General features: G+C 36.4%; 25 protein-coding genes. 7 read left to right on the forward strand and 18 right to left on the reverse strand.

Features of this window, described 5'->3' with window-relative positions:
• Positions 1-2 precede the first annotated feature (2 nt).
• Both BUA98_RS10705 and BUA98_RS10710 read right to left on the reverse strand, forming a co-directional pair.
• A complete protein-coding gene (locus BUA98_RS10705) occupies positions 3-1073 on the reverse strand; it encodes a DUF932 domain-containing protein (RefSeq protein ID WP_072972289.1) in 1071 nt (356 codons plus the stop codon).
• Positions 1074-1118: 45 nt separating this feature from the next.
• A complete protein-coding gene (locus BUA98_RS10710; protein ID WP_072972291.1) occupies positions 1119-1514 on the reverse strand; it encodes a single-stranded DNA-binding protein in 396 nt (131 codons plus the stop codon).
• Between the two features lie 562 nt (positions 1515-2076).
• Here BUA98_RS10710 and BUA98_RS10715 point away from each other — a divergent pair.
• A complete protein-coding gene (locus BUA98_RS10715) occupies positions 2077-2901 on the forward strand; it encodes a hypothetical protein (protein ID WP_072972293.1) in 825 nt (274 codons plus the stop codon).
• Positions 2902-2919: 18 nt separating this feature from the next.
• Positions 2920-3912, forward strand: a complete 993-nt coding sequence (locus BUA98_RS10720; RefSeq protein WP_072972295.1) for a phospholipase D-like domain-containing protein — start codon at positions 2920-2922, stop codon at positions 3910-3912.
• Positions 3913-4118: 206 nt separating this feature from the next.
• Here the strand turns inward: BUA98_RS10720 and BUA98_RS10725 are convergent, their stop codons facing one another.
• Complete coding sequence (locus BUA98_RS10725; protein ID WP_072972298.1) at positions 4119-5150, reverse strand: IS110 family RNA-guided transposase; 1032 nt, start codon at positions 5148-5150, stop codon at positions 4119-4121.
• Positions 5151-5611: 461 nt separating this feature from the next.
• Between BUA98_RS10725 and BUA98_RS10735 the strand changes: the two genes are divergently transcribed.
• Positions 5612-5848: a DUF6965 family protein gene (locus BUA98_RS10735; protein WP_072972304.1), complete on the forward strand. Its 237-nt coding sequence runs from the start codon at positions 5612-5614 to the stop codon at positions 5846-5848.
• A 104-nt stretch (positions 5849-5952) separates the two neighbouring features.
• Here the strand turns inward: BUA98_RS10735 and BUA98_RS10740 are convergent, their stop codons facing one another.
• On the reverse strand, positions 5953-6402 hold the full coding sequence (locus BUA98_RS10740) for a response regulator (RefSeq protein ID WP_072972307.1): 450 nt from the start codon (positions 6400-6402) through the stop codon (positions 5953-5955).
• Between the two features lie 410 nt (positions 6403-6812).
• On the opposite strand from BUA98_RS10740, the gene dinB reads away from it, so the two are divergent.
• From dinB to BUA98_RS10760, 4 genes are all read left to right on the forward strand, one after another.
• Positions 6813-7994 carry a DNA polymerase IV gene (dinB, locus tag BUA98_RS10745; RefSeq protein WP_099049343.1) on the forward strand — a complete coding sequence of 394 codons (1182 nt, stop codon included), beginning with the start codon at positions 6813-6815 and terminating at the stop codon, positions 7992-7994.
• A gap of 4 nt (positions 7995-7998) precedes the next feature.
• Entirely contained in the window at positions 7999-11052 is a 3054-nt protein-coding gene (locus BUA98_RS10750; RefSeq protein WP_072972313.1) for a DNA polymerase III subunit alpha, read from the forward strand.
• 294 nt (positions 11053-11346) lie between these two features.
• A complete protein-coding gene (locus BUA98_RS10755; RefSeq protein WP_072972316.1) occupies positions 11347-11970 on the forward strand; it encodes an SOS response-associated peptidase in 624 nt (207 codons plus the stop codon).
• An 11-nt stretch (positions 11971-11981) separates the two neighbouring features.
• Positions 11982-12428, forward strand: a complete 447-nt coding sequence (locus BUA98_RS10760) for a hypothetical protein (protein WP_072972319.1) — start codon at positions 11982-11984, stop codon at positions 12426-12428.
• Positions 12429-12499: 71 nt separating this feature from the next.
• On the opposite strand, the gene BUA98_RS10765 is transcribed toward BUA98_RS10760, so the two are convergent.
• From BUA98_RS10765 to BUA98_RS10830, 14 genes are all read right to left on the reverse strand, one after another.
• Positions 12500-12940 (reverse strand): DUF1810 domain-containing protein, encoded by a 441-nt coding sequence (locus BUA98_RS10765; RefSeq protein ID WP_072972322.1) that lies wholly within the window; start codon positions 12938-12940, stop codon positions 12500-12502.
• 6 nt (positions 12941-12946) lie between these two features.
• Positions 12947-13354 (reverse strand): hypothetical protein, encoded by a 408-nt coding sequence (locus BUA98_RS10770; protein WP_072972324.1) that lies wholly within the window; start codon positions 13352-13354, stop codon positions 12947-12949.
• Between the two features lie 71 nt (positions 13355-13425).
• A complete protein-coding gene (locus BUA98_RS10775) occupies positions 13426-13890 on the reverse strand; it encodes a hypothetical protein (protein WP_072972327.1) in 465 nt (154 codons plus the stop codon).
• A gap of 157 nt (positions 13891-14047) precedes the next feature.
• Positions 14048-14335, reverse strand: coding sequence for a hypothetical protein (locus tag BUA98_RS10780; RefSeq protein WP_072972330.1), 288 nt, complete (start codon positions 14333-14335; stop codon positions 14048-14050).
• Positions 14336-14372: 37 nt separating this feature from the next.
• Positions 14373-14621: a hypothetical protein gene (locus tag BUA98_RS10785; RefSeq protein ID WP_072972332.1), complete on the reverse strand. Its 249-nt coding sequence runs from the start codon at positions 14619-14621 to the stop codon at positions 14373-14375.
• A gap of 572 nt (positions 14622-15193) precedes the next feature.
• Complete coding sequence (locus tag BUA98_RS10790; protein ID WP_072972335.1) at positions 15194-16195, reverse strand: vWA domain-containing protein; 1002 nt, start codon at positions 16193-16195, stop codon at positions 15194-15196.
• A 150-nt stretch (positions 16196-16345) separates the two neighbouring features.
• Positions 16346-16867, reverse strand: a complete 522-nt coding sequence (locus BUA98_RS10795) for a Crp/Fnr family transcriptional regulator (protein ID WP_072972338.1) — start codon at positions 16865-16867, stop codon at positions 16346-16348.
• A gap of 1804 nt (positions 16868-18671) precedes the next feature.
• Positions 18672-19298 (reverse strand): NAD(P)H-dependent oxidoreductase, encoded by a 627-nt coding sequence (locus tag BUA98_RS10800; RefSeq protein ID WP_072972340.1) that lies wholly within the window; start codon positions 19296-19298, stop codon positions 18672-18674.
• A gap of 35 nt (positions 19299-19333) precedes the next feature.
• Entirely contained in the window at positions 19334-19996 is a 663-nt protein-coding gene (locus tag BUA98_RS10805; RefSeq protein ID WP_244279193.1) for an NAD(P)H-dependent oxidoreductase, read from the reverse strand.
• A 137-nt stretch (positions 19997-20133) separates the two neighbouring features.
• Positions 20134-20346 carry a hypothetical protein gene (locus BUA98_RS10810; protein ID WP_072972343.1) on the reverse strand — a complete coding sequence of 71 codons (213 nt, stop codon included), beginning with the start codon at positions 20344-20346 and terminating at the stop codon, positions 20134-20136.
• Between the two features lie 200 nt (positions 20347-20546).
• A complete protein-coding gene (locus BUA98_RS10815; protein ID WP_072972346.1) occupies positions 20547-21569 on the reverse strand; it encodes an alpha/beta hydrolase in 1023 nt (340 codons plus the stop codon).
• A 15-nt stretch (positions 21570-21584) separates the two neighbouring features.
• The gene (locus BUA98_RS10820; RefSeq protein ID WP_086065283.1) at positions 21585-22205 is read right to left on the reverse strand and encodes a flavodoxin; all 621 of its coding nucleotides are present in this window, start codon (positions 22203-22205) and stop codon (positions 21585-21587) included.
• Positions 22206-22332: 127 nt separating this feature from the next.
• Positions 22333-23193 carry a helix-turn-helix domain-containing protein gene (locus BUA98_RS10825; protein WP_072972351.1) on the reverse strand — a complete coding sequence of 287 codons (861 nt, stop codon included), beginning with the start codon at positions 23191-23193 and terminating at the stop codon, positions 22333-22335.
• A gap of 61 nt (positions 23194-23254) precedes the next feature.
• On the reverse strand, positions 23255-24235 hold the full coding sequence (locus tag BUA98_RS10830) for an aldo/keto reductase (protein WP_072972354.1): 981 nt from the start codon (positions 24233-24235) through the stop codon (positions 23255-23257).
• Between the last annotated feature and the right edge of the window lie 3 nt (positions 24236-24238).

The raw sequence follows: 24238 nt of genomic DNA on the forward strand, positions 1-24238 counted from the left end.
ATCTAGTTAAGGTTTAGGATTTCTGCACCGCCAGTTACAAAGGAGGTGCATAGTTCAAATGCCTTTTGGGACTTTAGCTGTGCCGTACCGCCCATAACAATAGACTGCAGTTTTGCTTCGCTGTCTTTATATTTTCTAACATTCTGATAGTAGCCCGTCACCGCATTGTAAGCCCCGAAAAGCGTGCCTTTTGTGGTTTCCATCTGCTGTGATTCGCTTGCCATTGCATAGGCAAAAGCATCGTCGACGGTATTTTTAAACACTGTTGAAATTTCATCCTCTGCCCCTTTTTTGATTAAATTCAGGGTTTCTTTATTCGGGCATAGTGCCAACTGTATAAGCTTTTTTACCTCAGCATCTGTTACGCTGATTTTTGCCCACTGGTTGAAAATCCCTTCTAACTGCGTGGTAAAAGTGTCAGCCAGTCCCATTACTTTATGGGCATCGTCCAGACGCTGTTTTGCGCCCGAGGTGTGGCGGATGCGCACCACATTGCTCATAGAGCGAAGCGAAGCGTTAAGGGTGTTTTGGCATACGATGCGGATGGGTGTAAAAGCCGCTGTGATGCTTCCGCTCCCGTCGTGGGAGGTGGTCAGGAAAATGTATTTTTCTGTCACATCGTCCCCGTTGCCTACACGGATGTAATCGGGCAGTTTGGCTGTAATAAAGATGCGTTCTCCCTGCCCGAGCGCCCCTGCTGTTTCGTACAGAATACCATCGCCCCCGCCTACGATGGCATCAAAGAAGCTGAACGCCTCTCGGTTCTGCACGATATGATAATCTTTCCCTACAACCCCAAGTACGGCATTGCTGTCAGTGCGCATAGTGGCAAAGCAGTCAGGCACTGTTAGTTCGGTTTGTGCTGTGACGATACCGTCAGCAGTTTGGATTCCCGAAGCCTTGGTGTAAAGCGGGCTTTTAGCCACCTCATAATCAAGTCCTGCGTGTTTGATGGCTTCGGAGCTTGTCGGGTACTGTTCCACAATCTGCCCAAGCCCGTGCCAAGCTTTTTCCTTTACGCTGAAAAAAGAATAATTTCCTGTTGTACTGTTGTAATTGATATTATGTGCCATGATAATTGATTTTAAAATTTATAAATTGTTTTTATATACTGAACTTTAAAAAGGCAGGTCGTCCGCAGGCTCTTTAACTGTGACTTTTTTGTTTTTGTCTTCCGCTTGGACTGCCTGCGTGCCTTCGGATTTCTTACCGCCCCCGTGCAGTTTAATATTGGAGGTATTGAAGTTTAGTCCTGCTCGCGGTTCTCCGTCACTTCCTGTCCACGCCCTTGCGCTTACCCTTCCTGTAAGCTCAACCACAGTGCCCTTAGTAAGGATACTGGCTACTTTGGGGCTTATCCAATAAGCGCATTCAAAAAAGGTTGTCTGCTCTACCTTGTTGCCTTCTTTACTGCGGTAGCTGTAGTTTATTGCTACTGAAAAATTTACTACCTGTCTGCTGTTTGACAATGTGCGTACCTCTGCATCTTTTGTCACTCGTCCTGTGATGTTCATGATTTCTAGTTTTTAAAAGATTAATTTTTATTTTATTTTTTTTGAAATTTTATTCGGCAATGAGAGGTGGCGCTGTTTTGTTTCATCATTGCTTTTTCAATATTTCAAAGGTCATTTCTGACATTTTTTTTTATTCGTCTAAAGAGCCGGAGTATGCTATGTTTCGTTTCATGAGCATAAAAAGGTGAGTGTTTAGCAAAAGCAAGGCTTTGATAAAAAATACAACCCGAATGGGTGGAGATTATTTATCAAACCTGTAAGGCACGGCCTTGCTGGTGCGTGAAGAACACGGAGTTACCTTTGCTCCTGAATCGGACAACAGCATACAGGTTCTTTGATAAAAAATAAAAGGGAAGTAATTGGGATACTGTGGATAAAGATTAGTCGTGAAGTTAAAGCAGTAAGCTTCGGAATGAATTCAAAACAATCACCACTGAACCAGCGAAGTATTGTAAACGACGTGGCTAAAATTACTTACTCACCACTATTACTTCACATCTAAGAAGAGTTGGTATTTATTCTTATATTCGCTTAAAAATCTTACTAATGGCACAAATCCACGATGACAGACATAGACCTTTATAATTCAGCAGTTGCATTTTTACTATCATTTAAAGACGTAACCAAAGAAGATTTGGACAAGCATCTTTTATCTGAACATGAAAAGCCAAAAGACCTTAAAATAATTTACAGATGCCTTTGTGAATCTGCGCAAAATAGACAAATGAGCACAAGGGTTATTGGAAATTCAATTGGAGGAATAGGCAATCTCAAAAGAATTCTATACGATTTTGACCCGCATCAAGTAGCAAACATTTATAAAAAAGGCGACACTCAAACTTTGCTAACAGACATCAAGCTGAAGTTAAATCCAACAGGACAATTTCGAACAACGACAAAAAGTTTATGGCCTCAATTTTGTAAATCAATTATTGACTCCGCACATTTTTTAAAATCATTCGATACAGCAGACAATTTTTATGAATGGGCTAACTTTTTTGCAAACGATGTTAGAGCAAAACCGGCACTCCCGTTAATGATTAGCATGGAAATAACAGGAATTGGTTTTCCTTTAGCTTGTGACTTTTTGAAAGAACTGGGATTTGATGAATATGGTAAACCAGATGTTCACTTAAAAGACATTTTTCAGGCATTAAACGCAATTGATAAAAATGAAAAGTCTGTAATTAAGCAAGATTATGCTACACTGAAAGTAATAGACAGAATTGCAAAAGCAAATAATGTCACACCTTACGCCATTGATAAAATATTTTGGCTGATTGGTAGTGGAAATTTTTATTCTACAGGTAAAAATATCGGAAGACAAAAACAGCATTTTATTGATCTAATGACTAATAAAGACTACCACCAAGCACCAAAACAGTAGCAACAATTATAACAGACAATGGTAAAAGCACATTTTGAGAATATAAGACATAACATTATAGAAGAACTTGACAAAGCGACTGAGAAAATAGTTGTTGCTGTTTATTGGTTTACAAATCAGACCTTATTTCAAAAGTTAATGACTAAACTTGCTGACGGACTAAAAGTTGAGTTAATTATTCACAACGACTATATTAACAATAGAGAAACAGGTTTAAATTTTCAAGACTTTATCGACAAAGGAGGCGATTTTTATTTTTCAAATACTTTTAATCCGATGCATAATAAATTTTGTGTAATAGATAATAAAATCCTTATTAACGGCTCGTATAATTGGACTTACTATGCAGAAGACAGAAATAGAGAAAATATAATGCTTATAAAAGATGAACAGGAAACAATCAACGCTTTTATTACTGAATTTGACAGGCTTAAATCACTAACTGAAAAAGAAGATAAGATTAGACCTTTGACAAAATTTGAAGTTGATGAATTCAATTTATTACGTGCAAGGGATTATTTAGCAAATGACATTGTATTTCAAGCCAAAGCTACCGGAAACAAAGAGATTATAGAAAGTGCTTTCCAAATTGCTCCTGAAAATATCGAAGTTCAAAAGACTGCTTTTGATCTTAATTTGACAAAACGATACAAGCTGAAGCACTCGATTGGTTCAAGTCTTCAACACAATAAGTATTTAATAATTGTACCGAAAGACACATATCTACCAGTTAATAAAACCGAATTTGTTAAAACAGTTGCGGATAACCAAACTAGTTCTGCATCTACAATTCACTTTGGCGAAAATCCGATAGCAAGTAAAAACACAAAGTTTGCTGATATGAAAATAAACGGACTTCCAATGAAACCCGCTGGAGAAGCAAAAATGAAATATCATTTTACAATTGATATTTATGGTAATTTGAGGATGGAGAAATTCTCATTAGACAATGGTGTTCGACAAGTAATAAACAAAAAAATAACAGAACTCCTTGAAGAAGAGAAGGAATAAATGGTGCTACCAGCTACAACTGCTTTGAGAAAATGATTAAATGGAAAGTTAGTGTTGTATTTGGAAATGCTTTAAAAACTAAAAGACTAAACATAAACAATGGATTCAATTTTTTAGCCCCGATAGATTCTGTGTTGATTTCAAAATTTAATCTATTTTTTTTAATTTTGCTATCAAGTCAGTTTAAAACTAGACTCCATAGCGTGTTAAGCCATTTGTGTTTGCACGCTATTTTTGTATTGCTTCTCATAAGTGGTTTTATTTTTATATAGTATATAGGTCATTTCAAGTAGTTTTCTTTGAATCGATACCAAAGCCTTCATTTTTATTCCTTGTTTAGATACCAATCTGGCATATGATTCTCTATAATGATCATCCCATTTAACAGCTGACATTGCTGGAAAATACATTGCCTTTCTAATACTTCTGTTTCCTCTTTTTGATATTCTGGGCTTTCCCTTTATTGATGTTCCTGATTGTTTTTCTTTCACATCTAAACCTACATAACTAACGAGTTGTTTTTTATTTCGTATCAATTCAAAGCCATTGGTTTCTGCTAAAATAATAACAGCCGTTAGGGCTCCAATTCCCGGAATGGAAGTCATTCTCTCTATCTCAGCTACTAGTTCGGCATTGGCTTTTACAATTTCAGCAATATCTAACTTGATTTCCTTTTCCTGACCATTCAAAAAATTGATTCTTAATTGTAGCCTTCTTATACTTTTTAAGTTTGGAATGGCTTCGGATTGCTCTGCATGCAGTTGATTTTTTACAACAACTCTTTCATTTACAATCTGATCGCGTTCTCTGGTCAATTGCTGCAATTCCCTGTAAGCATCTTTTGGCTTTATCCAATACTCTAATTTCCTCTCTAAACCAAATCTTGCTATTGCCTCTGAACAAGTCTTGTCAGTTATAGTTTTCAATTCTAAAGTCCGTATATAGTTACTTATTTTATTAGGTAAAACAACACTTACTTTTAATCCATTATCATTTAAATAATAGGCAAACTTTTGATGGTAAACACCAGTGGCTTCCATTACATAATGAACTTTAGAGGCTTCATCTTTCAATAGCTTTTGAACCCAATTTATAAGGGACAGGATTCCTGATTCGGAATTCCTAAAAACCTTATAGGCATATAAACTGATTGAAAAGTCTTCATACATTTTGCCTAGCGTAACGACTAATTCTTTTTGGGCAACATCAACTCCTAATACATGTTTTAATTCTTTCATAAACCTAAATCTGATAAATAAAGTGATAAATCTTCCTTCGTCTTTTCTCCTGGCTGGATATTCTGGATATCGAATCTTGTCCGATTCCTTACATTCTGTTCAGACTCTAAAAGATAAAAGAAAATGAGGCTGTTTCTATCGGCGAATATGTCTCGAAGACTATTTTGAAGCGAACCTGCTCTCATTTTCTTTCACTTAAAAGTCAAATTTATCAACTTAAAACATCAAACCAATAACTTTCGCAAACATAGGAGAAGTGAAAATCCTTTTGTGCCGGAGTTCGGCAAAAAAGATTGCAGCGCATAGAGGGAAATGCTCCTAAAAAATAAAAAAAAATCAGCAGGATAATTCTATGACTGCCAGTACAATTGGAGAAATTGTACAGAAATGAAGTGTAATATTGAATAAACAAGTCCCCCGCATCCCTTGACAGGCCTCTAATTTTTGTCTAATTTTGTCCCATGACTCCAGAAGAAATAAAACGCTACTTTGAAGCCACGCCCCCGCCTAAGGAAGTGGATTGGAAACCCTGGGCGAAAATCACAGATTCGCAGGTTTTTCTCAAAAGCTGCTACTCCACTATAAACAATTACAAAGGAAGTCTTGATATGTGCCCTGCATGGTGGCATTTAAAAGATTTTTACTTACTTGTCAGACGAAGCCCTCAGGAGAATAAAAGTGAGAATCAGCCGGAATAAATCAAGTGTAACTGTACCTGATGTGACCTTTAAAAAAGTATGAAATTAAGGTCAATTAGCACACTTAATTTAAATCGGATTTTCTTTTAAATTATACCTAAATATCAGGCCATCAGAATTCTTTTATTGCCTTTCTTAACTGCATACCAATCCAATTGAAATACCTTTAGCAATAATTTTTTTAAATCCGCAAAGGTGCTGGGTTTAACAGCATACAGGTCGGCACCAAGTTCATAACATAATTCAATATTTTCGGGATTACTGCTTGTAGAGAGCATAACAACCTTGACTCCTTGCAGATCTCCCTTTGCACTTCGGATTTCCTCAAGGCACTCAAAGCCATTTTTACCAGGCATATTGATATCAAGGAAAATAATTTCCGGAAGTTGCTGTACTGCCTGTGACAGCATATCGAGAAGTTGGAGTCCGTCGACTGCCGACTCAACAACAACCGACAGATTTAATTCCAGAATGGCATCAAGAAACAACATTCTGTCATCCTCATCATCGTCTGCCATAAAAATCGTTCTTTGCGAGTTTTGCTGTTGTACCATAGCTTCTTATTTTATATTGCAGTTCAAGAAAATGGAATCTAAACTGGGCATGTTATTAAAAAAACATCAGACTTTATAAAACTTTACACGATCGGATTATATTTTTGGAACATTGAAGCTTTAAATTTAAGAATTTTTCATAAATAATTCCCCTTGAAAACGTTATAAAAATATTAAAAAGTAAAAAATCCACTTCGATAAATGAAGGAGTATTTCCGTCGGAATATGTAAAGGATACTATTAAATTAGGATGATGTAAATTCTGAATAAAGGGCAAAAAGTCCATTTTTTCCTATTTTGAAATCCCGCATAAAATAAGATATTTTTAATTTTGTTATCATTTATAACATAATTTATTTTACAAATTGTTCCAATCTATACTAATTTTGACCTGTATAAAGAAAAGGATTATGAGCAGGGCAATTGTACATATTGATATGAATACGTTTTTCGTTTCGTGCGAAAGGCTTACCAATTCTGAGCTTAACGGCATTCCATTGATTATAGGAGGAGGCGAAAGAGGCGTAGTGGCTTCCTGTTCTTATGAAGCACGTCGTTTTGGCGTGCGTTCCGCCATGCCCATTCATATGGCGATGAAGCTTTGTCCGCAGGCCAAGATTATGAAAGGCGATATGGAATTATACTCAAGGCTTTCACACGACATCACGGAAATTATTCAGGAGAAAGCCCCGGTAGTGGAAAAGGCAAGCATTGATGAATTTTACCTTGACATTACCGGAATTGATAAATTCTACGGCAGCTATAAATGGACTAATGAACTAGCACATCGGATCACCGAGCAAACCGGCCTTCCACTCACCTTTGCCCTTTCGGTCAATAAGACCGTTTCCAAAATCGGCACCGGTGAAGGAAAGCAGAAGCAGAACCTTGAGATACCCGAACATCTGGTCCAGTCTTTTCTAAATCCGCTATCCATCCAGAAAATCCCAATGGTAGGAGAGAAAACTTTCCAGCTGCTCTCGCGCATCGGGATCAGGACCATCAAAACCCTTTCAGAAATGCCGGTGGAACCACTACAGCAGATGATAGGAAAAAACGGAATAGAACTGTGGAAAAAGGCCAATGGCATTGATAATAATCCCGTAGAACCCTATACCGAGCGAAAGTCAATTTCCACCGAACATACCTTTTCCCAGGATACAATTGATGTTGCGAAATTAAACAGGCTGCTGCAGGGAATGGTGGAGAAACTGGCTTACCAGCTGCGCTCTGAAGAGTGGCTGACTTCCACTGTCACAGTCAAGATCCGATACGCCAACTTTGATACCGAAACCAAACAGTCCAGGGTCGCCTACACATCGGCCGATCATATACTGACGGGGACCGTAACGGATTTGTTCAACAAATTATATCAGAGAAGAATGAGACTGCGCCTTATTGGGGTGCGCTTTAGCGGACTGGTACGGGGAACGTATCAGATTGATATTTTTCAGGATACCGAAGAAATGCTGGCACTCTATCAGGCCATGGACAGAATGAAAAACCGCTATGGATTTGATGCCGTAATGCGATGTGCCGGAGCGTCTTTTAAGCCCAACAATAAAAATGAAATTTTAAAACGTAAATCTTAATTCCATGTACCTTAACTGCCATTCCTTTCACTCCCTCCGTTATGGCACTATTCCGGTTGAAGAGCTGGTGCAGCAGGCATCATCTTTTGGTGTTAAGGCTATGGCCCTTACCGATATCAATACCGTTACTGGAATTTATGAGTTTATAAAACTCTGCCTTGCAGCAGGAATAAAACCCCTTGTAGGTATGGAATTCCGCTCGGAGCACCAGCTTCGTTATATAGCACTTGCCAAAAATGCACAGGGACTTGCAGAAATGAACTATTTTCTAACACAGCATAACTTTCAAAATATTGTATTGGGGCAATTTGCCCCTGATTTTAAGCATGTTTTTATCATTTATCCTTTGGAAAATGCGCCCTCTGTCCTGAAAGAAAATGAATATATCGGTATTCGTCCTGACCAGCTGCAAAAATTGGTGTTATCCAATTGGAAAGACAGACAGCAAAAAATGGTTGTGCTGCAGCCAGTAGTTTTCCGAACTAAAAGAGAATACAACCTGCACAGGATACTTCGAGCTGTGGACCTCAATGAGCTTTTATCAAAACTGACTCAGGATGATTTTTGTAAAAAAAGCGACCTTATGATACCTCCCGATCAGCTACTTGAATGGTACAAAGACTATCCCCATATTATTGAGAACACAGAAAGAATAATTCAGGACTGCAATTTTAATTATGAATTCCAGATACCAAGGAATAAAAAGTATTATACCAAAGACAAGAAAGGTGATATTAATTTATTGACAACACTTGCATATGAGGGTCTGATTTGGAGATACGGCCCTCAAAATAAGGCCGCAAAAGCCAGGGTTGAAAAAGAGCTCAAAGTTATCAATGATCTTGATTTCAGCGGATATTTCCTTATTACCTGGGACATCATCCGCTACAGTAACAGCAGGGGATTTCTTCATATTGGCCGCGGTAGCGGTGCCAACAGCATAATTGCCTACTGCCTTGGCATAACAGATATATGCCCTTTGGAACTCGATTTATATTTCGAGCGTTTCTTGAATGAAAACCGAAAAAGCCCTCCTGATTTCGATATTGACTGGTCATGGAAAGAGCGTGACGTCATCCTAAAATACATCTTTGACCGCTACGGTTATGAGCATGTGGCATTTTGCGGCACAAACGTAGAATTCAAATACCGGTCTATTTTCCGAGAAGTCGGAAAAGTATTCGGGCTGCCAAAGGACGAATTGGACCTGCTGGCCAAAAACCCAATGAAAATGCACCAGACCAATGAAATTGTAAAATTGGTACAGCAATATGGGATGATGCTAGAAAAATATCCCAACATGAGAAGTATGCACTCCTGCGGTATTTTAATTTCCGAAGAGCCACTCACCAATTATACACCGCTGGAAATGCCGCCAAAGGGTTTTCCGATTGTGCTTTTTGATATGCATACGGCAGAAGATATCGGCTTTGAAAAATTTGACATCCTAAGCCAGAGAGGGATTGGCCATATTGACGATACAGTTAAACTAATTGAGAAAAACAGAGGGCTTCGAATCAATATCCGGGACACCTCATTGTCCAAAAACGAGCAGTCAGCCAACATGTTTCTGGCAGAGGGAAAGACAATTGGATGCTTTTATATTGAAAGCCCGGCAATGCGTGGCCTTCTGCGACGTTTGAAATGCGATAATTATAAAACCCTTGTGGCAGCATCTTCTATAATACGACCTGGAGTTGCACAATCCGGTATGATGAAAGAATATATCTTTCGGCACAATAACCCATCAAAATTTGAATATTTCCATCCCGTTTTCCAGCAGCAGCTTGGGGAAACATACGGCATTATGGTTTATCAGGAGGATGTTATAAAAATTGCACTGCACTACGGCGGGCTATCAGCCGCGGATGGTGATATCCTGCGCAGGGCAATGTCCGGAAAGGGAAGATCCAAGGCAGCACTGCAAAAAGTGAAAGATGATTTCTTTATTTCCTGCGCCGCAAAAGGACATCCCGAGGCGCTTAGTCAGGAAATTTACCGCCAGATTGAGTCCTTTGCCGGATACTCATTCTGCAAGGCACACTCCGCCTCTTATGCTGTGGAAAGTTATCAGAGCCTTTATCTAAAAGTGCACTACCCTATTGAATTTATGGTAGCAGTAATAAATAATCAGGGAGGGTTTTACAGGACAGAAATTTACATCCACGAGGCAAGAATGGCCGGCGCAGTTGTTCATAACCCTTGTGTAAACAAAAGTGAGTATGAAACTGCCTTGTATGGCAGTGATATCTATCTGGGATTTATGCATCTTTTAAACATTGATTCAAAGCTCGCACAGTTTATCTCCCTTGAGCGCAGCAAAAACGGTGAATATCTCTCTCTGGAAGATTTCATAAACAGGGTCCCAATGGGAATTGAGAACATTAAAGTACTGATTTTTATCGGTGCCTTCCGCTTTACAGGTCAAACCAAAAACCAGCTTTTGGTACTCGTAAGTTTACTATTAAATAATTTTAAGCCCGCCAATCGTGGTTTGATGCTGCTTCAGGAACCTGCCAAGGAATTTAAACTCCCCGTTTTGGAACGCTCTGTTTTTGAAGATGCATTTGATGAGATTGAACTTCTAAATTTTCCGGTTTCCTGTACTGTTTTTGATCTATTGCAGACCAGACACCGTGGTGACGTACTGGTTAAAGATCTTTTGAAGCATTTTAAAAAGCAGGTAAGGATGCTTGCCTATTTAATTTCCACAAAACAGGTGCCCACAAAAAGAGGAAATATGTATTTCGGAACTTGGATTGATGTTGAAGGTGCTTACTTTGACACGGCACATTTTCCTGACAGTCTCGTCCAATATCCTTTTCAGGGGGGCGGATGTTACCTGCTTTTGGGAACTGTAGAAATTGATTATCATTTTCCAACTATAACGATAAACAAAATGGCCAAAATGCCATTTGTTCCCGATCCGAGATATATGGATTCAGACAAACGGTTTGTCACTCAGAACCAGATTAAGCAGGACATCAGCAGTACGGATCGGAAACCCTATCCGCAGGAACACGAAATTAACCTGCCGCGTCATCGGATGAAATTTTGATTTTTTATTTATGTAAAGTCCCAATTATGAACTAATTTTGATAGAATGTGAAAAATATGAAGATGACAATAATAAAGAGGACTAACAGTTTATTGCTGTTTTTCTGGTGAAGATTATTTTTTCTTTGTTGATTTTCCAAAAGCAGTTTTTCAATGCGCCTTACGTCAAATTGATACCGATTTATCACTACAATTTTTGTGGCAAATCTATCACAGGGCAATTGACAAAACTGCCCAAATAAAGTTTAATAGTATTAAAATAAGGTGTTTTCACACTATAATAATCAAAAAAATTATGTGTTACTATGTTCAGCAGTCGGCGGCAATTGAAAATGTAAAACGACGTTTTAATGCAGAAGTGGATAACGAGGAAACTTATCTTCAGTCAGATTTTATAAATGGATTCGCGCATCCTAATATCCCAATAATCCTCAATTCCTCACCCGGTTTAATTACAACGGACTATACGTGGGGACTACTGCCATCATGGGCAAAAGATATTGAATTTAGAAAAAACACACTCAATGCGAGGATTGAATCCATAGACGAAAAAGCATCTTTTAAAAATATAACACACAACCGCTGTCTCATAATTGCTTCTGCCTATTATGAATGGCATTGGAATGATGAAAAAGGAAAAAGCAAAGATAAATACCAGATCAACTCGCAGGATGATGAAATTTTCACCTTCGCAGGGTTGTATTCCTCGTGGACAGATCCTGTTTCAAATGAAATAAAAAACACCTATACAATGGTAACCACAAAGGCAAATAAAATAATGTCCTATGTACACAACCATAAATACCGAATGCCTATAATGCTTAAAAGAAATGATGAATCGGCATGGCTGGACGGGTCTGTTAAAATTGAAGATTTTGCATTTCCATATGAAGGAAATCTTATCGCATTTCAAGTTTAAAAAATATAGCCATGGAAGAAATTGATTATTTTAAAGGAGTTACCAATCAGCAGTTTATTGATTACTATAAATTGGATTTGTATTCGCGTATGGAAATTACCCTTTACACCTATCCCAATGAGATGACTGAGGATGGCCTTTTTCCTTGGGAACACTTCAACAGATGTGAGGGAATTCTATATGAATACCTGTACAACGCCTATCCTGAAGCGCAATTTCAAAGATGGGAACAGCAAAAGAGTGAAGAACAAGCAATTTCAAACTCAGATGACCAGCAATCACATTCGGACCAAATCGAAATTGAACCAACTGCTGAACAAAAAGCTGAAAGCTATAAAATGGAGCAGGAAAACCGCAATACAATTGTAAGGGCAAAAATGCAGGAACTAAACGCTGAACTCACCAAAATACAGGATGATTATCTTGAGAACGTAAAACTTACTTTTATTGATTTATAATCAAAAAGTTAATCGAGGTGACCCTTCATTGTCTTCTTGCAAATAATTCGATGCTAATTTGATTGAAAGTTTCACAAATTACTTTTTTGAGATAGCAGTATTGCCATAGTTTTTTCATCAACCGATCCCTGATAATATCTTTCTAATACTTTCTGGAAAACAGGATTTGTATTTTGTACCTGGCAAAAGAGGGTCATAGAGGATTTAAGTTTTCTCTGGTCAGGTTTACCAAAAATTTCCATGGCTGTTTTTCCCTGTTGAGAAAGAACCGCCAATGAAATTTCAATTAGGCGTCCTCCGAGCATTGGATCACTTAAATATTGCTCGGCTTCCTTTAGGTCCTTAATCCCGTAATACACATTAAAGTCGGTAAATCCCAGACCTCTGATTTGAGGAAAAACAAACCACATCCAGTGACTTTGCTTCCTCCCGTTTTTGATTTCATTTAAAGCCTGGTGGTAAACATACTGCTGCGCCGTAACAAATCTCTCTATTCCATCATCAAGGTTCATCACTGCTTATTTTTTATCATTTAATAGTATTTCCTGATACATTAATTCAATTGTAACTTCTTTTTTGCTCACTCCTTCTTCAACAAAGATTGTAGCCCATCTGGGCTGGAAATTACTAACTAAGTAATGGAAAGCACTTAAAATCTCCTCCGGGCTGCTTTCCAAATCAATCCCTAAATTTTTTTCATAGCCAATAATGCGATAGAAAATCCCATTTTCTAAAAGTTCATCCTGACCATCTGCTGTATTGTCGGGAGCAAGTCCAAAGTAGAAAATTTCTGTTTTCTTGTTAGATAATAAATCAGTCAAGTCAGAGCGAACCGTCAAAAACAAAGTCTCGTCCCTCATATTATAAGGAACATCCAAATCGGTAGCTTTAATGGTGAGCGCTAAATCTTCAAAATGTAATTCCATAAATTGATCAATAATGAGATTCCCAAACTAACAAAAAATCAATTATTAAGAGTTCTGTAAATTAGTACAAATCAATCAAGAATACCTTTCCCAAATACTTTTTCAACTTGAAAGATATATGTTTTTAGTATCGGTGTTGCTAAAAAAAATCGGCTCACTGCTGCCGCTGTGGCATCTGTTTTCTGATTGTCAAAGGAACGTTCTAAAAGTGCTGTATAATCCCCAAGTTGGCTTTCATCCAATACTTTTCGTAAATTTCTCTCGGTATTGATAAAGGATTTTAACATGGGAAAATCATTATTATTATCCTTTTCATATCTTTCAACACCATATTTTACATCTACGAACTCCTTTTTGAATAAACTTAAAACGGTTGATAAATTATGTCCATAGAAAATATTAGGTATCAGGCCCACTTTATAATTGGCATAATGCTCCTCCGAAGCCATTCCACTTGCCAGGTACTTTTCAAAGGTTTGAATTCGATATATATAATCTGTATTAAAAAAATTCGTGTCTTGATAATCAATATTCATATCATAAAATATTTAAAGGTATAAGTAAATTTAAACATAAAAGTAGCTAAATTTTAAAATGCACGGGTGGATTATAAAAGTTTTTGGAAGTAAGTAACAATATCTTTGTGAGAGAATTGCGAAAGTGGTACTAAAAAAACTGAAAATTCAGTATCGGTTAAAACATAACTTTTGGGCTTGACCGTGCGGTACTCCATGACAAAACAGGCTCTTCCGCCACATTTAGCCCCGATAAAAGTAAAATACTCTTTGCCGCGGCCTGGCCCAAAAGATTGGAAATTATAGCAGGAAGAACTCCTAAAAAATGATTAATCTGATATCTATCCAATATTACTATGATCAGAATATGGTTTTCTATTGCACGAAAACCTGCTGTTAAGTTTTTATGAATTTGGCAATACCACGCATGAAAAGCTGCTGACTTTTTGAAGAAAATGCTTTTCATGAATGTTTCAGCTTTACCTCTGATCCATCAACGGCCTTTATTTATAAATCGATATGCTGTCTTCGAGGTTTTCCCTTGCTATAAATGCAGTGATAAATTCCTGCACTTCGCTGGCCGTACCCTTCTCAATGTCAAAAAAATTGATATGAAAATCATCATCCTTATCCACAATGTGTATGATTTCTGTATATCCCATTGAGATTATACTGCCTTTTAATTTAATAATATTGGACTGCTGCCTGCCATTGAGTTCTTTCCGAACCTTCAGTTTCATCTCCTTTTCCATTGCAATTAGTTTAAAAAATATGTGATGCTATTAGCATTCAAATATAAAAATTCTTAGTGTCTATTCCAGCTTAAATTAAAACTTTATTAGCCAAAATTTGAATAAATATTACTCTTCTGAGCTTTATGGCAAATCGAGGTTTAACAAGTTTGAACCGGACTTTATAGATTGATCTTTTCAGATCTGATTAAAATTTGGTGGTTTTCCTTTCCTCTATTTAATTTGATTTTAATTTACTCTGTTCGTCGACTGAACATCTCATAAATTAAATATTCGAATTCGGATTGTCTTTATTTGTAAGAGAAGGTCAGTAACTTTCTGTTTTCGTGCTTTCTCCATTCAAACATTGTAAAAGCCCTATCTTTAGCGGTTATTTCTTATATTGCAAATTGATTTTTTTTTAGGAATTAAAGTTTTAGGATTGTCATAAAACCTCACACAATCTCACAATGTGAAGAAGCCACCACTACAGCGGTTTCTCGTTTTCAATTGCAGAACTGATTCTTGAGATTTCAAAATGCCTACAAAAACAAATTCTTTTTTTCGAAATCTCTATTACAGATTTGCAATAACTAAATAAAACTTCTATAAACGGTGTTTCGTAATACTATTTCCAGCACTATTAAAAATCCGGCAAGCAGAACGAAAACTCTGTATTTTTCATCATAATCGTAGAACTTCAATTCCTGAATTTCAGTCGTCTCCAGTTTATTTATAGAATGATATATTTTGGATAATGTCTCATTACTTGTTGCTCTAAAATAAACTCCATCAGTTTTCCTAGCTATATTTTTCAATAATTGCTCGTCAATTTCTACTTTTTGCATTTTGAAAATCAATGTTCCGTCAGGTGCATATGAATAAGGAGATTCTGCAAGTCCGTTTGAACCTATTCCTATGGTATATATTTTTATTCCGAACTGTTTAGCAATATCAGATGCTGTTTCGGGTTCAATAAAGCCAGCATTGTTTACCCCATCAGTTAAAAGTATAATTACCCTGCTTTTTGCCTTACTTGCTTTTAGTCGGTTTACGGCAGTTGCAAGCCCCATTCCGATTCCTGTTCCATCTTGAAGTACTTTATCGTATTTGATTCCTTTTATTGCTTCTAAAATAATTGCCTTATCACTTGTTACGGGAGTTTTAGTGTAAGCTTCAGAAGCATATAGAACTAAACCGATTCTATCATTACTTCGTTCGACAACAAAATTAGCTACTACTCTTTTTAAGGCCTCCATACGATTAGGCTTTAAATCTTTGGCGAGCATACTTCCGGATACGTCAATCGCCATAACGATGTCAATCCCTTTTGTTGTCTTAGTTTCATTGCTGATGTTAACTGTTCTTGGTCTTGCCAATGCAATAATCAAAGAACTCAATGCAAGAATCCTGAAGACATGGAGACAAGGTTTCAATCTTGTCAATATTGATTCGCTTTTTTTAAAACCCTGAATTGAACTCATTTTTAAAGTAGCAGATTGATGCTTGTGCTTTGAGAAAGACCACCAAATTGCAATTGGAATTAGTAAAAACAGCCAAAAAAATTCAGGATTTAAAAATGTTATTTTTTCCATTAGTTACCTATAGGTTAAAGATTGATTTTTATTTTGTTATTGTTTACCTTGTATATAGCCCCAAGTCAAAAAATACTATTTCTTATCAATACTGGTTTAATTCTAAACTTTCAATCAAAATTGACTTAGCGTCCTTCTAGTTACGCCTAGCTAAGAGGCAATTAATACCTTGGGGAGTCTGCGATGAATTTTCGGATATTGTCGGATAAACTGTTCATAGCGGTCTTTTGAATTAGAGCACATAAAAAGCAGGATCCTGTTTTGCAGCATGATATTGTTAGCATTGCTTCTCTTTCGAAAAAAAAATTCCATTTTTCTAGAAATTGCACATAGCTTTTCCTTGTCTTGATATGATATGCAATATAACTCTGTATCTTCAAGACATTTAATACTAATATTTGTAGAACATCCCGTATTGAAGGACTGCACGTCAGAAATCCATTGACCCTCTGTTGCAAATTGAACAATATGACTTTTTCCTTCGTAATTAATATGAGAAGCCGCAACCAGTCCTTGAATAATAAAAAACTCATGTGTTGATGTATTTCCTGACTCTATGATATACTTATCTTTTTTATATTTTTTATTATCAAAGAAATCTTCTATTTCTAAATATTCTTCATTTGATATTTGAACTATTTTACATATATGTTCCTTAAGCGTTTCCTGCATGCTCGATCTTAATTATAGTTAATTTTCAATAAGTTCCCAATTACAATAAATTTGAAAATAAAACTTCTCCATATCATTTTGTACTGATCAATTTTAATTTGGCACTTTGCGATAGCATATTATATGGTATCAGAACAAAGGCAATTGTCACAAGCAGAATCGCATAAACTTTTTACATTTCCTTACTTTAGAACCCTCTTGTGGATATTGGATAAAAATATTGAATAATTTAGTTGTTATAAATTTTGGTTGGGTTTAAATGGTTATAGCATTAAATTGTTTGCTAACACCCCAAGGAAGTACCTTTATAAATTTGGTCGGTCTTAAGTTATCTCCCAAGGTGTTGCTTTATGTTTTTAGTCCATAGGAATTTTTTATATATTATAATTTAATTTTAAGGAGTTCCTAACACTTTATACTTTTGCTTAAATCTACCTTCAGTCTTGCATAACATGGTGGACGGTTAGCTATACACATATACTACCGCGCGTGCTGCCAATAAGAAGCGAGAGCATTCGGCTAAAATCTCCCTTTTATCATCCATTCAAATGAGCATCTATTAATATAGTGCCAATAAGAAACACCTAACCCCTAAAAAAAATATACTTTTTTAACTTTTCACAATACACAAGCACTAAACAGGTTTTATTTTATCAAATTATTCATAAACTATATTGTATTATAACAATAATCAACAATTTGACAATAAAGCAAAATTTATAAGAATTAAATAAACAATAAATACTAAACTTGATAAATTTACATTCTAAATTATTTAAATTAATACTTAATAAAAGCTCGCTTAAAAAAAACATTCAGCTCAATTGATCAGTTATAACAGATATGGTTTTCAATTGATATTCTCAAACTACATCTTAGAAACGCTGAAATAACATTTGAAAACCATTTTTTATCAGAGGATAACTTAATACAATTTTTAGAATTCATTAAATTAAATCAGACCACGAAGTCATAGGCCAATGCAAAACCAGTTCTTTACTTCTTCTTTTATACTTTCTTGTAGAAGAAGATGATCATATTCATTTGTTGCTATATTATACCTGTAAGCTTTCTCTCATTCTGTTATATTAGCAACTATATCCTCAATTGCTTCGCAAATAAATAAAAGTTCCTCATTTTTCATTGTTGGATGAAGTGAAATCCTGACCCAACCTGGTTTTACTGTTAAGTCTTTCTGCAGAATTCCATTTACAATTGAGATAGATTTCTCTTGATCAATCTCAAACAAATAGTGGGCATACGTACTGGCGCAAGACCAGCCACCGCAAACCTGAATACCGAAACGGTCATTTAATAACCTTACGATTAGATTATATTAAATGTTTTCAATGATGAAAGAAACATAACTAATTCTTGGGATTCTCAAATCTCCCAAGATAGATAATCCTCTAATTTTATGAAGTTCACAAAAACAAATCGCTAGCAATGTCTTTGGAAGAAAAAATTAGAACATTCCTGTTTCTACTTTTTAGCAAAAAAAAGAAATTCAGCCTTCGCTAAACATTACAGTTTTAATTTTTCATTTTTTAAAATCTAAAATGTATAAAAGAAATATTTGTCTTTAAAATTCGGTGTAAAAGAGATAACTCAGAGTGTACATTTTACTGTAAGAAGTTATTTTTTTTTAAATTTTTAAACAATATTACAACTCTTTTTTATGTCTGTGGGAACCGGACTTACATGAACTAAAAACACCGCCTGAAAAGCGATGTTTTTTTTGTCTTTAATTGCACAAGCGATTTTCTGCATACTGCCATATCTGAGTATAATTGGATAGTGATATCTACTGATGAGATTCTCTAAAAGAAATATTTAAAATTTCCTGAAGATGTTCCGGATAGTTTTTCAGATCAAACTCAATTTGTGAATCTTTGAAGATATCAAAGCAGTTATATCCTCTCATGATCTCAACTCCGCAGAAACGGTAATTACTTGATATCGGCAAGAGCAGGTCAGCCGTGCTTCTGCCTTGCAGTAACATTTGCTGTGGATCTCCAAATGCTGCCGCCGGAGCATTCCAGGTGGCACAGATCATAAATTTTTTGCCCTGAAGATGTCCCCCTGTACCGTACTGCTTTGAAGGATTCTCCCTTGTTCTGCCGTCATCGGAAAGAAACTTTTTGCTAAAAAGTCCGGTATTAAAAACTTCGTCAACATATTTTTTATAGATCCACGGAGCGCCAAACCAGTTAACGGGCATCTGCAGAATAATAATTTCTGCCTGTAAATGTTTTGAAACTTCATCCTCCAGCATATACCCGTCTTCTATTTTTGTTTCTAAAACTTCATATTTTTTTGAAGTGAAAAAGTCTCTGGCCGTTTGGATAAATGAATTAGTTAAAGAACCTTCAGACCATTCCGGATAAGTTAAATGCGTATTGATTAATAAAACCTTTTTTGTATTCTCCATTTTTTATTGATTGTAAATTGTATTTTATGATGTAATTATAATGTCAGGACCTTTCTTAAATGGGCCGGATATTTCTTTAAGTCTTCTTTGATATGCTTATTGTGGAATATATCATAACAGTGATATCCCGCAAGTACTTCATAACCGACAAAAGTGTAGTTTACTGCTACATTAAATAAGGCATCATCAGCACTTTTACCTTTAAAAACAAGCTGTGAGGGATCATTAAAACTTTCCTCAGGTGCATTCCAGGTCGCGCAAAGCATGAATTTTTTGCCCTGCATATTTCCACCTGTCCCATACTGTCTTGAAGGATCCTGAGCAGATCTTCCATCCCCGTTGAGGAATTTTTTGCTAAACATGGCACTGGTAAAAACATCGTCAACGTATTTTTTATAGATCCAAGGGGTTGACTCCCAATTCACAGGGGTCTGCAGTACTATGATATCAGCCAGCATGTGTTTTTCAACTTCTTTATCAACATCATATCCATCTGAAATTTTTGTCTCCAAAATGTGATACCCTGCAGAGATGAAAAACTTTTTAGCTTCCTCGTAAAAAGATTTATTAAGGGTTCCTTCTGATAGCCCCTTATAAGTCAAATGGGCATTGATTAGTAAAACAGTTTTAGTTCTATCTTTTGAAGAGGAAGACTCCTGGGCTTTTGCGCACGAGATCACAGCCAGTAGAAAGACCATTACATAAATTTTTAGTTTCATTTTTTTGTTTTTTATTTTCATGATATAAAGATTTTGAATACTATCTAAAAGAGCTTCCGGCATTAAAATCTTAAGACGGTTTTTCAACATCCCAGCTAGTTGCTAATTCAGGACTGTTAAAAAAATATGGCATTGATAGGTACCGCATTAGGGTTTGATTTGTCAACAAAATTAATTTTAATGGATATTCTGTAAAAATCAACTATTACCGATTCAGACTTTAAAAGCATATTGGGAGCATCGTAATAACCAACATCAATATTATTGTCAATTGGAGCTGCCAGGCCTATGTGCTGGTTGAAGGATACGAAGTCTTTAAATGTTCTCATAAAGCATATTTATATTTCTATACCATTAATGTTTAATCTCAATTCTGTTTCTACACTATTTGTTTTTTGCAATAATCGAAATGCCCGCAATTTTTTTTAATCTACATGCATGCTGATATCTCATATTTACAATTTTTCAATGCTATAAGTTAATTCACTGAAATCTTCATTCTGAATCCGGCGGGTCAGTTTTCGGTGTCCTATTTAAAGCTTCTGCCGTAAAAATCAGTTAGTTTTTCTACAATTGGCGTTACATATTCCGGTTTCCAATAAAGATCAATATGGGTTGCTCCATCTACAGTGTATAGTTCTCTTGGTTCTTTTGCTCTTTCGTAAGCCTGCTCGCTGAAATAATAGCTGTCTGCTTTGTTACCGGCTATAAGCAACAAGGGACGAGGCGAAATTAAATCAAGGTGATCCAGAGCCGTGAAATTGATTAATTGATCCAAACTGGTGAACCTGTATTGGTTTGGCGATCTTTCGTGTTTATGTGTCACTCTGTAATATTCGTAACCTTCAGTGTACATTATAGTTGCATTTTTAGGTAGATCTTCCTTGGTATTTGCCACATAGTTGTTGTATCGAACAGGTCCGCCATTGGCTTCTATAATTCTTTGTTTTGCTACTTCATCTAACCTTTGTTGAATGGTAGCTGTCAAAGAACCGTTCATTCCGTTTCTTCTCAAATCACCCCCATCAACCATGCTGATAGTGGCTACGGCTTTAAAACGATGTTCGGTTTGTGCCGCATGAATTGCAAATCCACCGCCGCCGCAAATTCCAAGGACGCCTACTTTGCTTGTATCAACAAAGTCTCTTGTTGTAATATAATCAGCAGCAGCACGGTAATCTTCTGTACGCATTTCCGGGTCTTCCAATAAACGCGGCTCTCCTCCACTCTCTCCTTGATAAGAAGCATCATAAGCCAAGGCAATAAAGCCCTTTTCTGCTAATTTTTCTGCGTATAAACCCGAAGTCTGCTCTTTTACTCCTCCAAAAGGATGTCCTACCACGATAGACGGGTATTTTTTAGATTTATCAAAATCTTTTGGAAAGAAAATATTGGCCACAATGGTAATGTGCCTGTTGGGGAAAGTTACTTTTTCAACTTTTACTCCGTTGCTTGTTGTTGTCATAGTTTTGTTTTTCGAATTTTTATTGTTTTGTGCTTCACTGTCTATTGAACCTGCCAGTAACATCAGGATGGAAATGAAAATTTTCATAGTGTTTGATTTAAATTATTTTTTTTGAATGATTCCTATTTTTTGCAGCCAATTTTGAACTTCGTCTTTTACTGCAACAGCTTTATCCCCTTCCATTACAAATAAAATCCCGTCTCTTTCTACACCGCCCCTTGTAGAATAGCCTTCAGTAACTGTACTATTTGGGCAAAGTTCTTTTACCGTTTCAAAACCGCTTCCAACACCATAGCCCGCATTGGTATTGAAAGGGATAATTGTTTTTCCTTCCAGATTGTATTGTTTTAGAAAGCTTTTCATTGGCGGCGGTAGAGCCATGCTCCAAGTTGGGAAGCCTACAAATACTACCTTGTATTTTTCTATATTTTCAATCTTTGTTTTAAGAGGTGGCAAAAATCCTGTTTCAAGTTCTCTGGAAACCTGATCAACTGTCTCTCTGTAATTCTCCGGATAAGGATTCTGCAGTTCTAATTCCACTAAATCGCCTCCAATATTTTCATGTATGATTTCCCCAACAGCTTTTGTGTTTTTGGTACGGGATAAATACACAATTAAAATCTCATCAGGTTTTGATTCTTTTAATTCTTCAACAGGGTTTTGAGCGTTTGAACAGGACATTAAAAGTAAAATAAGTAGTACGTAAAGATTTTTTGTTTCCATTTTCATCTAATTTATACTGCAAAGTTATAGGGAAGTAAATCGGCAAACGGAAACAGACCAATACTAAAAAAGAAACAAATCCCTGATAATAAAAAAAACGCCTCTTGTGGAGGCGTTTGTATAAAATTTAGTTTTTGCTGATGGCTTGCAATCGGTATTCTTTTGGGGTGAGATTAACCTGTTTTTTAAAGAATTTTGAAAAGTAATTGGGGTATTCAAAACCCAATTCGTAAGCTACTTGAGTAGTGTTTAGTTTTTTATCTTCTACCAATAATTCTTTTGCTTTTTTGATTACAAATTCATGAATGTTTTCTAAAGTAGATTTTTGGGTAAAGTGTCTCATAATATCACCCAGATAATTAGCTGTCAAACCCAGTTTATCTGCAAAATACTGCACATTTGGAAGTTGTGATACAGGCTGTTTGTAGTAATCAATCAGACTTTGCTGAAAGTCGCTGACAATCCTGCTGTACTGCTTTGGATCGGTTGAAAACTGCCTTTTGTAAAACTCCTCTACCAAGGAAACCAGCACGTTTACATAAGACAAAAGCACATTAAAATTTTGTTTTTCAGCTTTGTAATATTTCATCATCAAATGAAAAACAGCACTGATTTCCTGTACTTCTTCATCTGTCAGGTATAAGGCTTCGTGTTGTCCATAATCCAGGTAGCTTTTGAACAAATAGCGATTTTCTTCAATTGCTTTTTTGGAAAGCTGCAGGTACATTCCTGTGTAGGTTGGGTCAACATCCCATCCGACAGGCATTTCCGGACTATTGAAAAATACAGCGTTTACAGGTTTTGAATTGGGATCAAATTTATCTTTATATCCTACTTTTATAGAAATCCTGTAAAAATCTACCGCGATAGCTTCTGACTTCAAAAGCATATTCGGGGCGTCATAATAGCCTACATCAATATCGTTATCTAAAGGCTTTGCTAATCCTATGTATTGGTTGTATGAAGTAAAGTCATTGAATGTTATCATTTACCAAAGATATAAATTTTACTTTTTCGGAAAACAGTTACATAAACACGAATTTCGAAATCTATTTCCCAACTCTTTTTTGCAAATGCGCCGGATAACGTGCTCCCTGAACATCAGTCTTAGCAAAAGCAGCATCAATTTCCTGAATATCGCCAACTGATAATACAATAGAAGCACCCCCAATATTTTCAGTCAGTCGGTGTGATTTTGTAGTTCCGGGAATAGGAACAATCCACTGTTTTTGTGCCAGTAACCATCCCAGGGCAATTTGTGCCGGTGTGGCTTTTTTTTGCGCGGCAATCTCACCCAGCAAAACCACTAATCTTTGATTGGCTTTTCTGTTTTCTTCAGAAAAACGAGGCACAACATTTCGAAAATCCGAAGCATCGAATTGAGTGTTCTCCGTAATGGCACCAGTTAAAAATCCTTTCCCCAAAGGGCTAAAGGGAACAAAACCGATTCCCAGTTTTTCTAATGTTGGTAATATTTCCAGTTCAGGTTCTCTCCACCAAATAGAATATTCGCTTTGCAAAGCCGATACAGGTTGAATGGCATGCGCTTTACGAATCGATTCAACCCCTGCTTCTGAAAGCCCGAAGTGTTTTACTTTTCCTTCTGCAATAAGATCCTTAACCGTTCCTGCCACATCCTCCATTGGCACATTTGGATCTACCCTGTGCTGGTAGAATAAATCAATCACGTCCGTTTTTAATCGTCTTAAAGATTCCTCTGCAACTTCTCTTATTCTTTTTGGATTGCTGTCTTGCCCTTTAGTGGAATCCCCTTCCTTAAAACCAAATTTGGTTGCAATAACGACTTCTTTTCTAAACGGCGCCAAGGCTTCCCCTACCAATTCTTCATTGGCAATGCCGTAAGCTTCTGCCGTATCAAAAAAGGTGATGCCTTGCTGGTAAGCTTCCCTGATTAATTGTATCGCTTTCTGTTTGTCAGTTGCAGGGCCGTAACCAAAACTCAGTCCCATACAGCCCATTCCAAGAGCAGAAACTTCTAATCCTTGTGTCCCTAATAATCTCTTTTCCATAAT

The organism is Flavobacterium saccharophilum, from assembly GCF_900142735.1.
Taxonomy (GTDB): domain Bacteria; phylum Bacteroidota; class Bacteroidia; order Flavobacteriales; family Flavobacteriaceae; genus Flavobacterium; species Flavobacterium saccharophilum.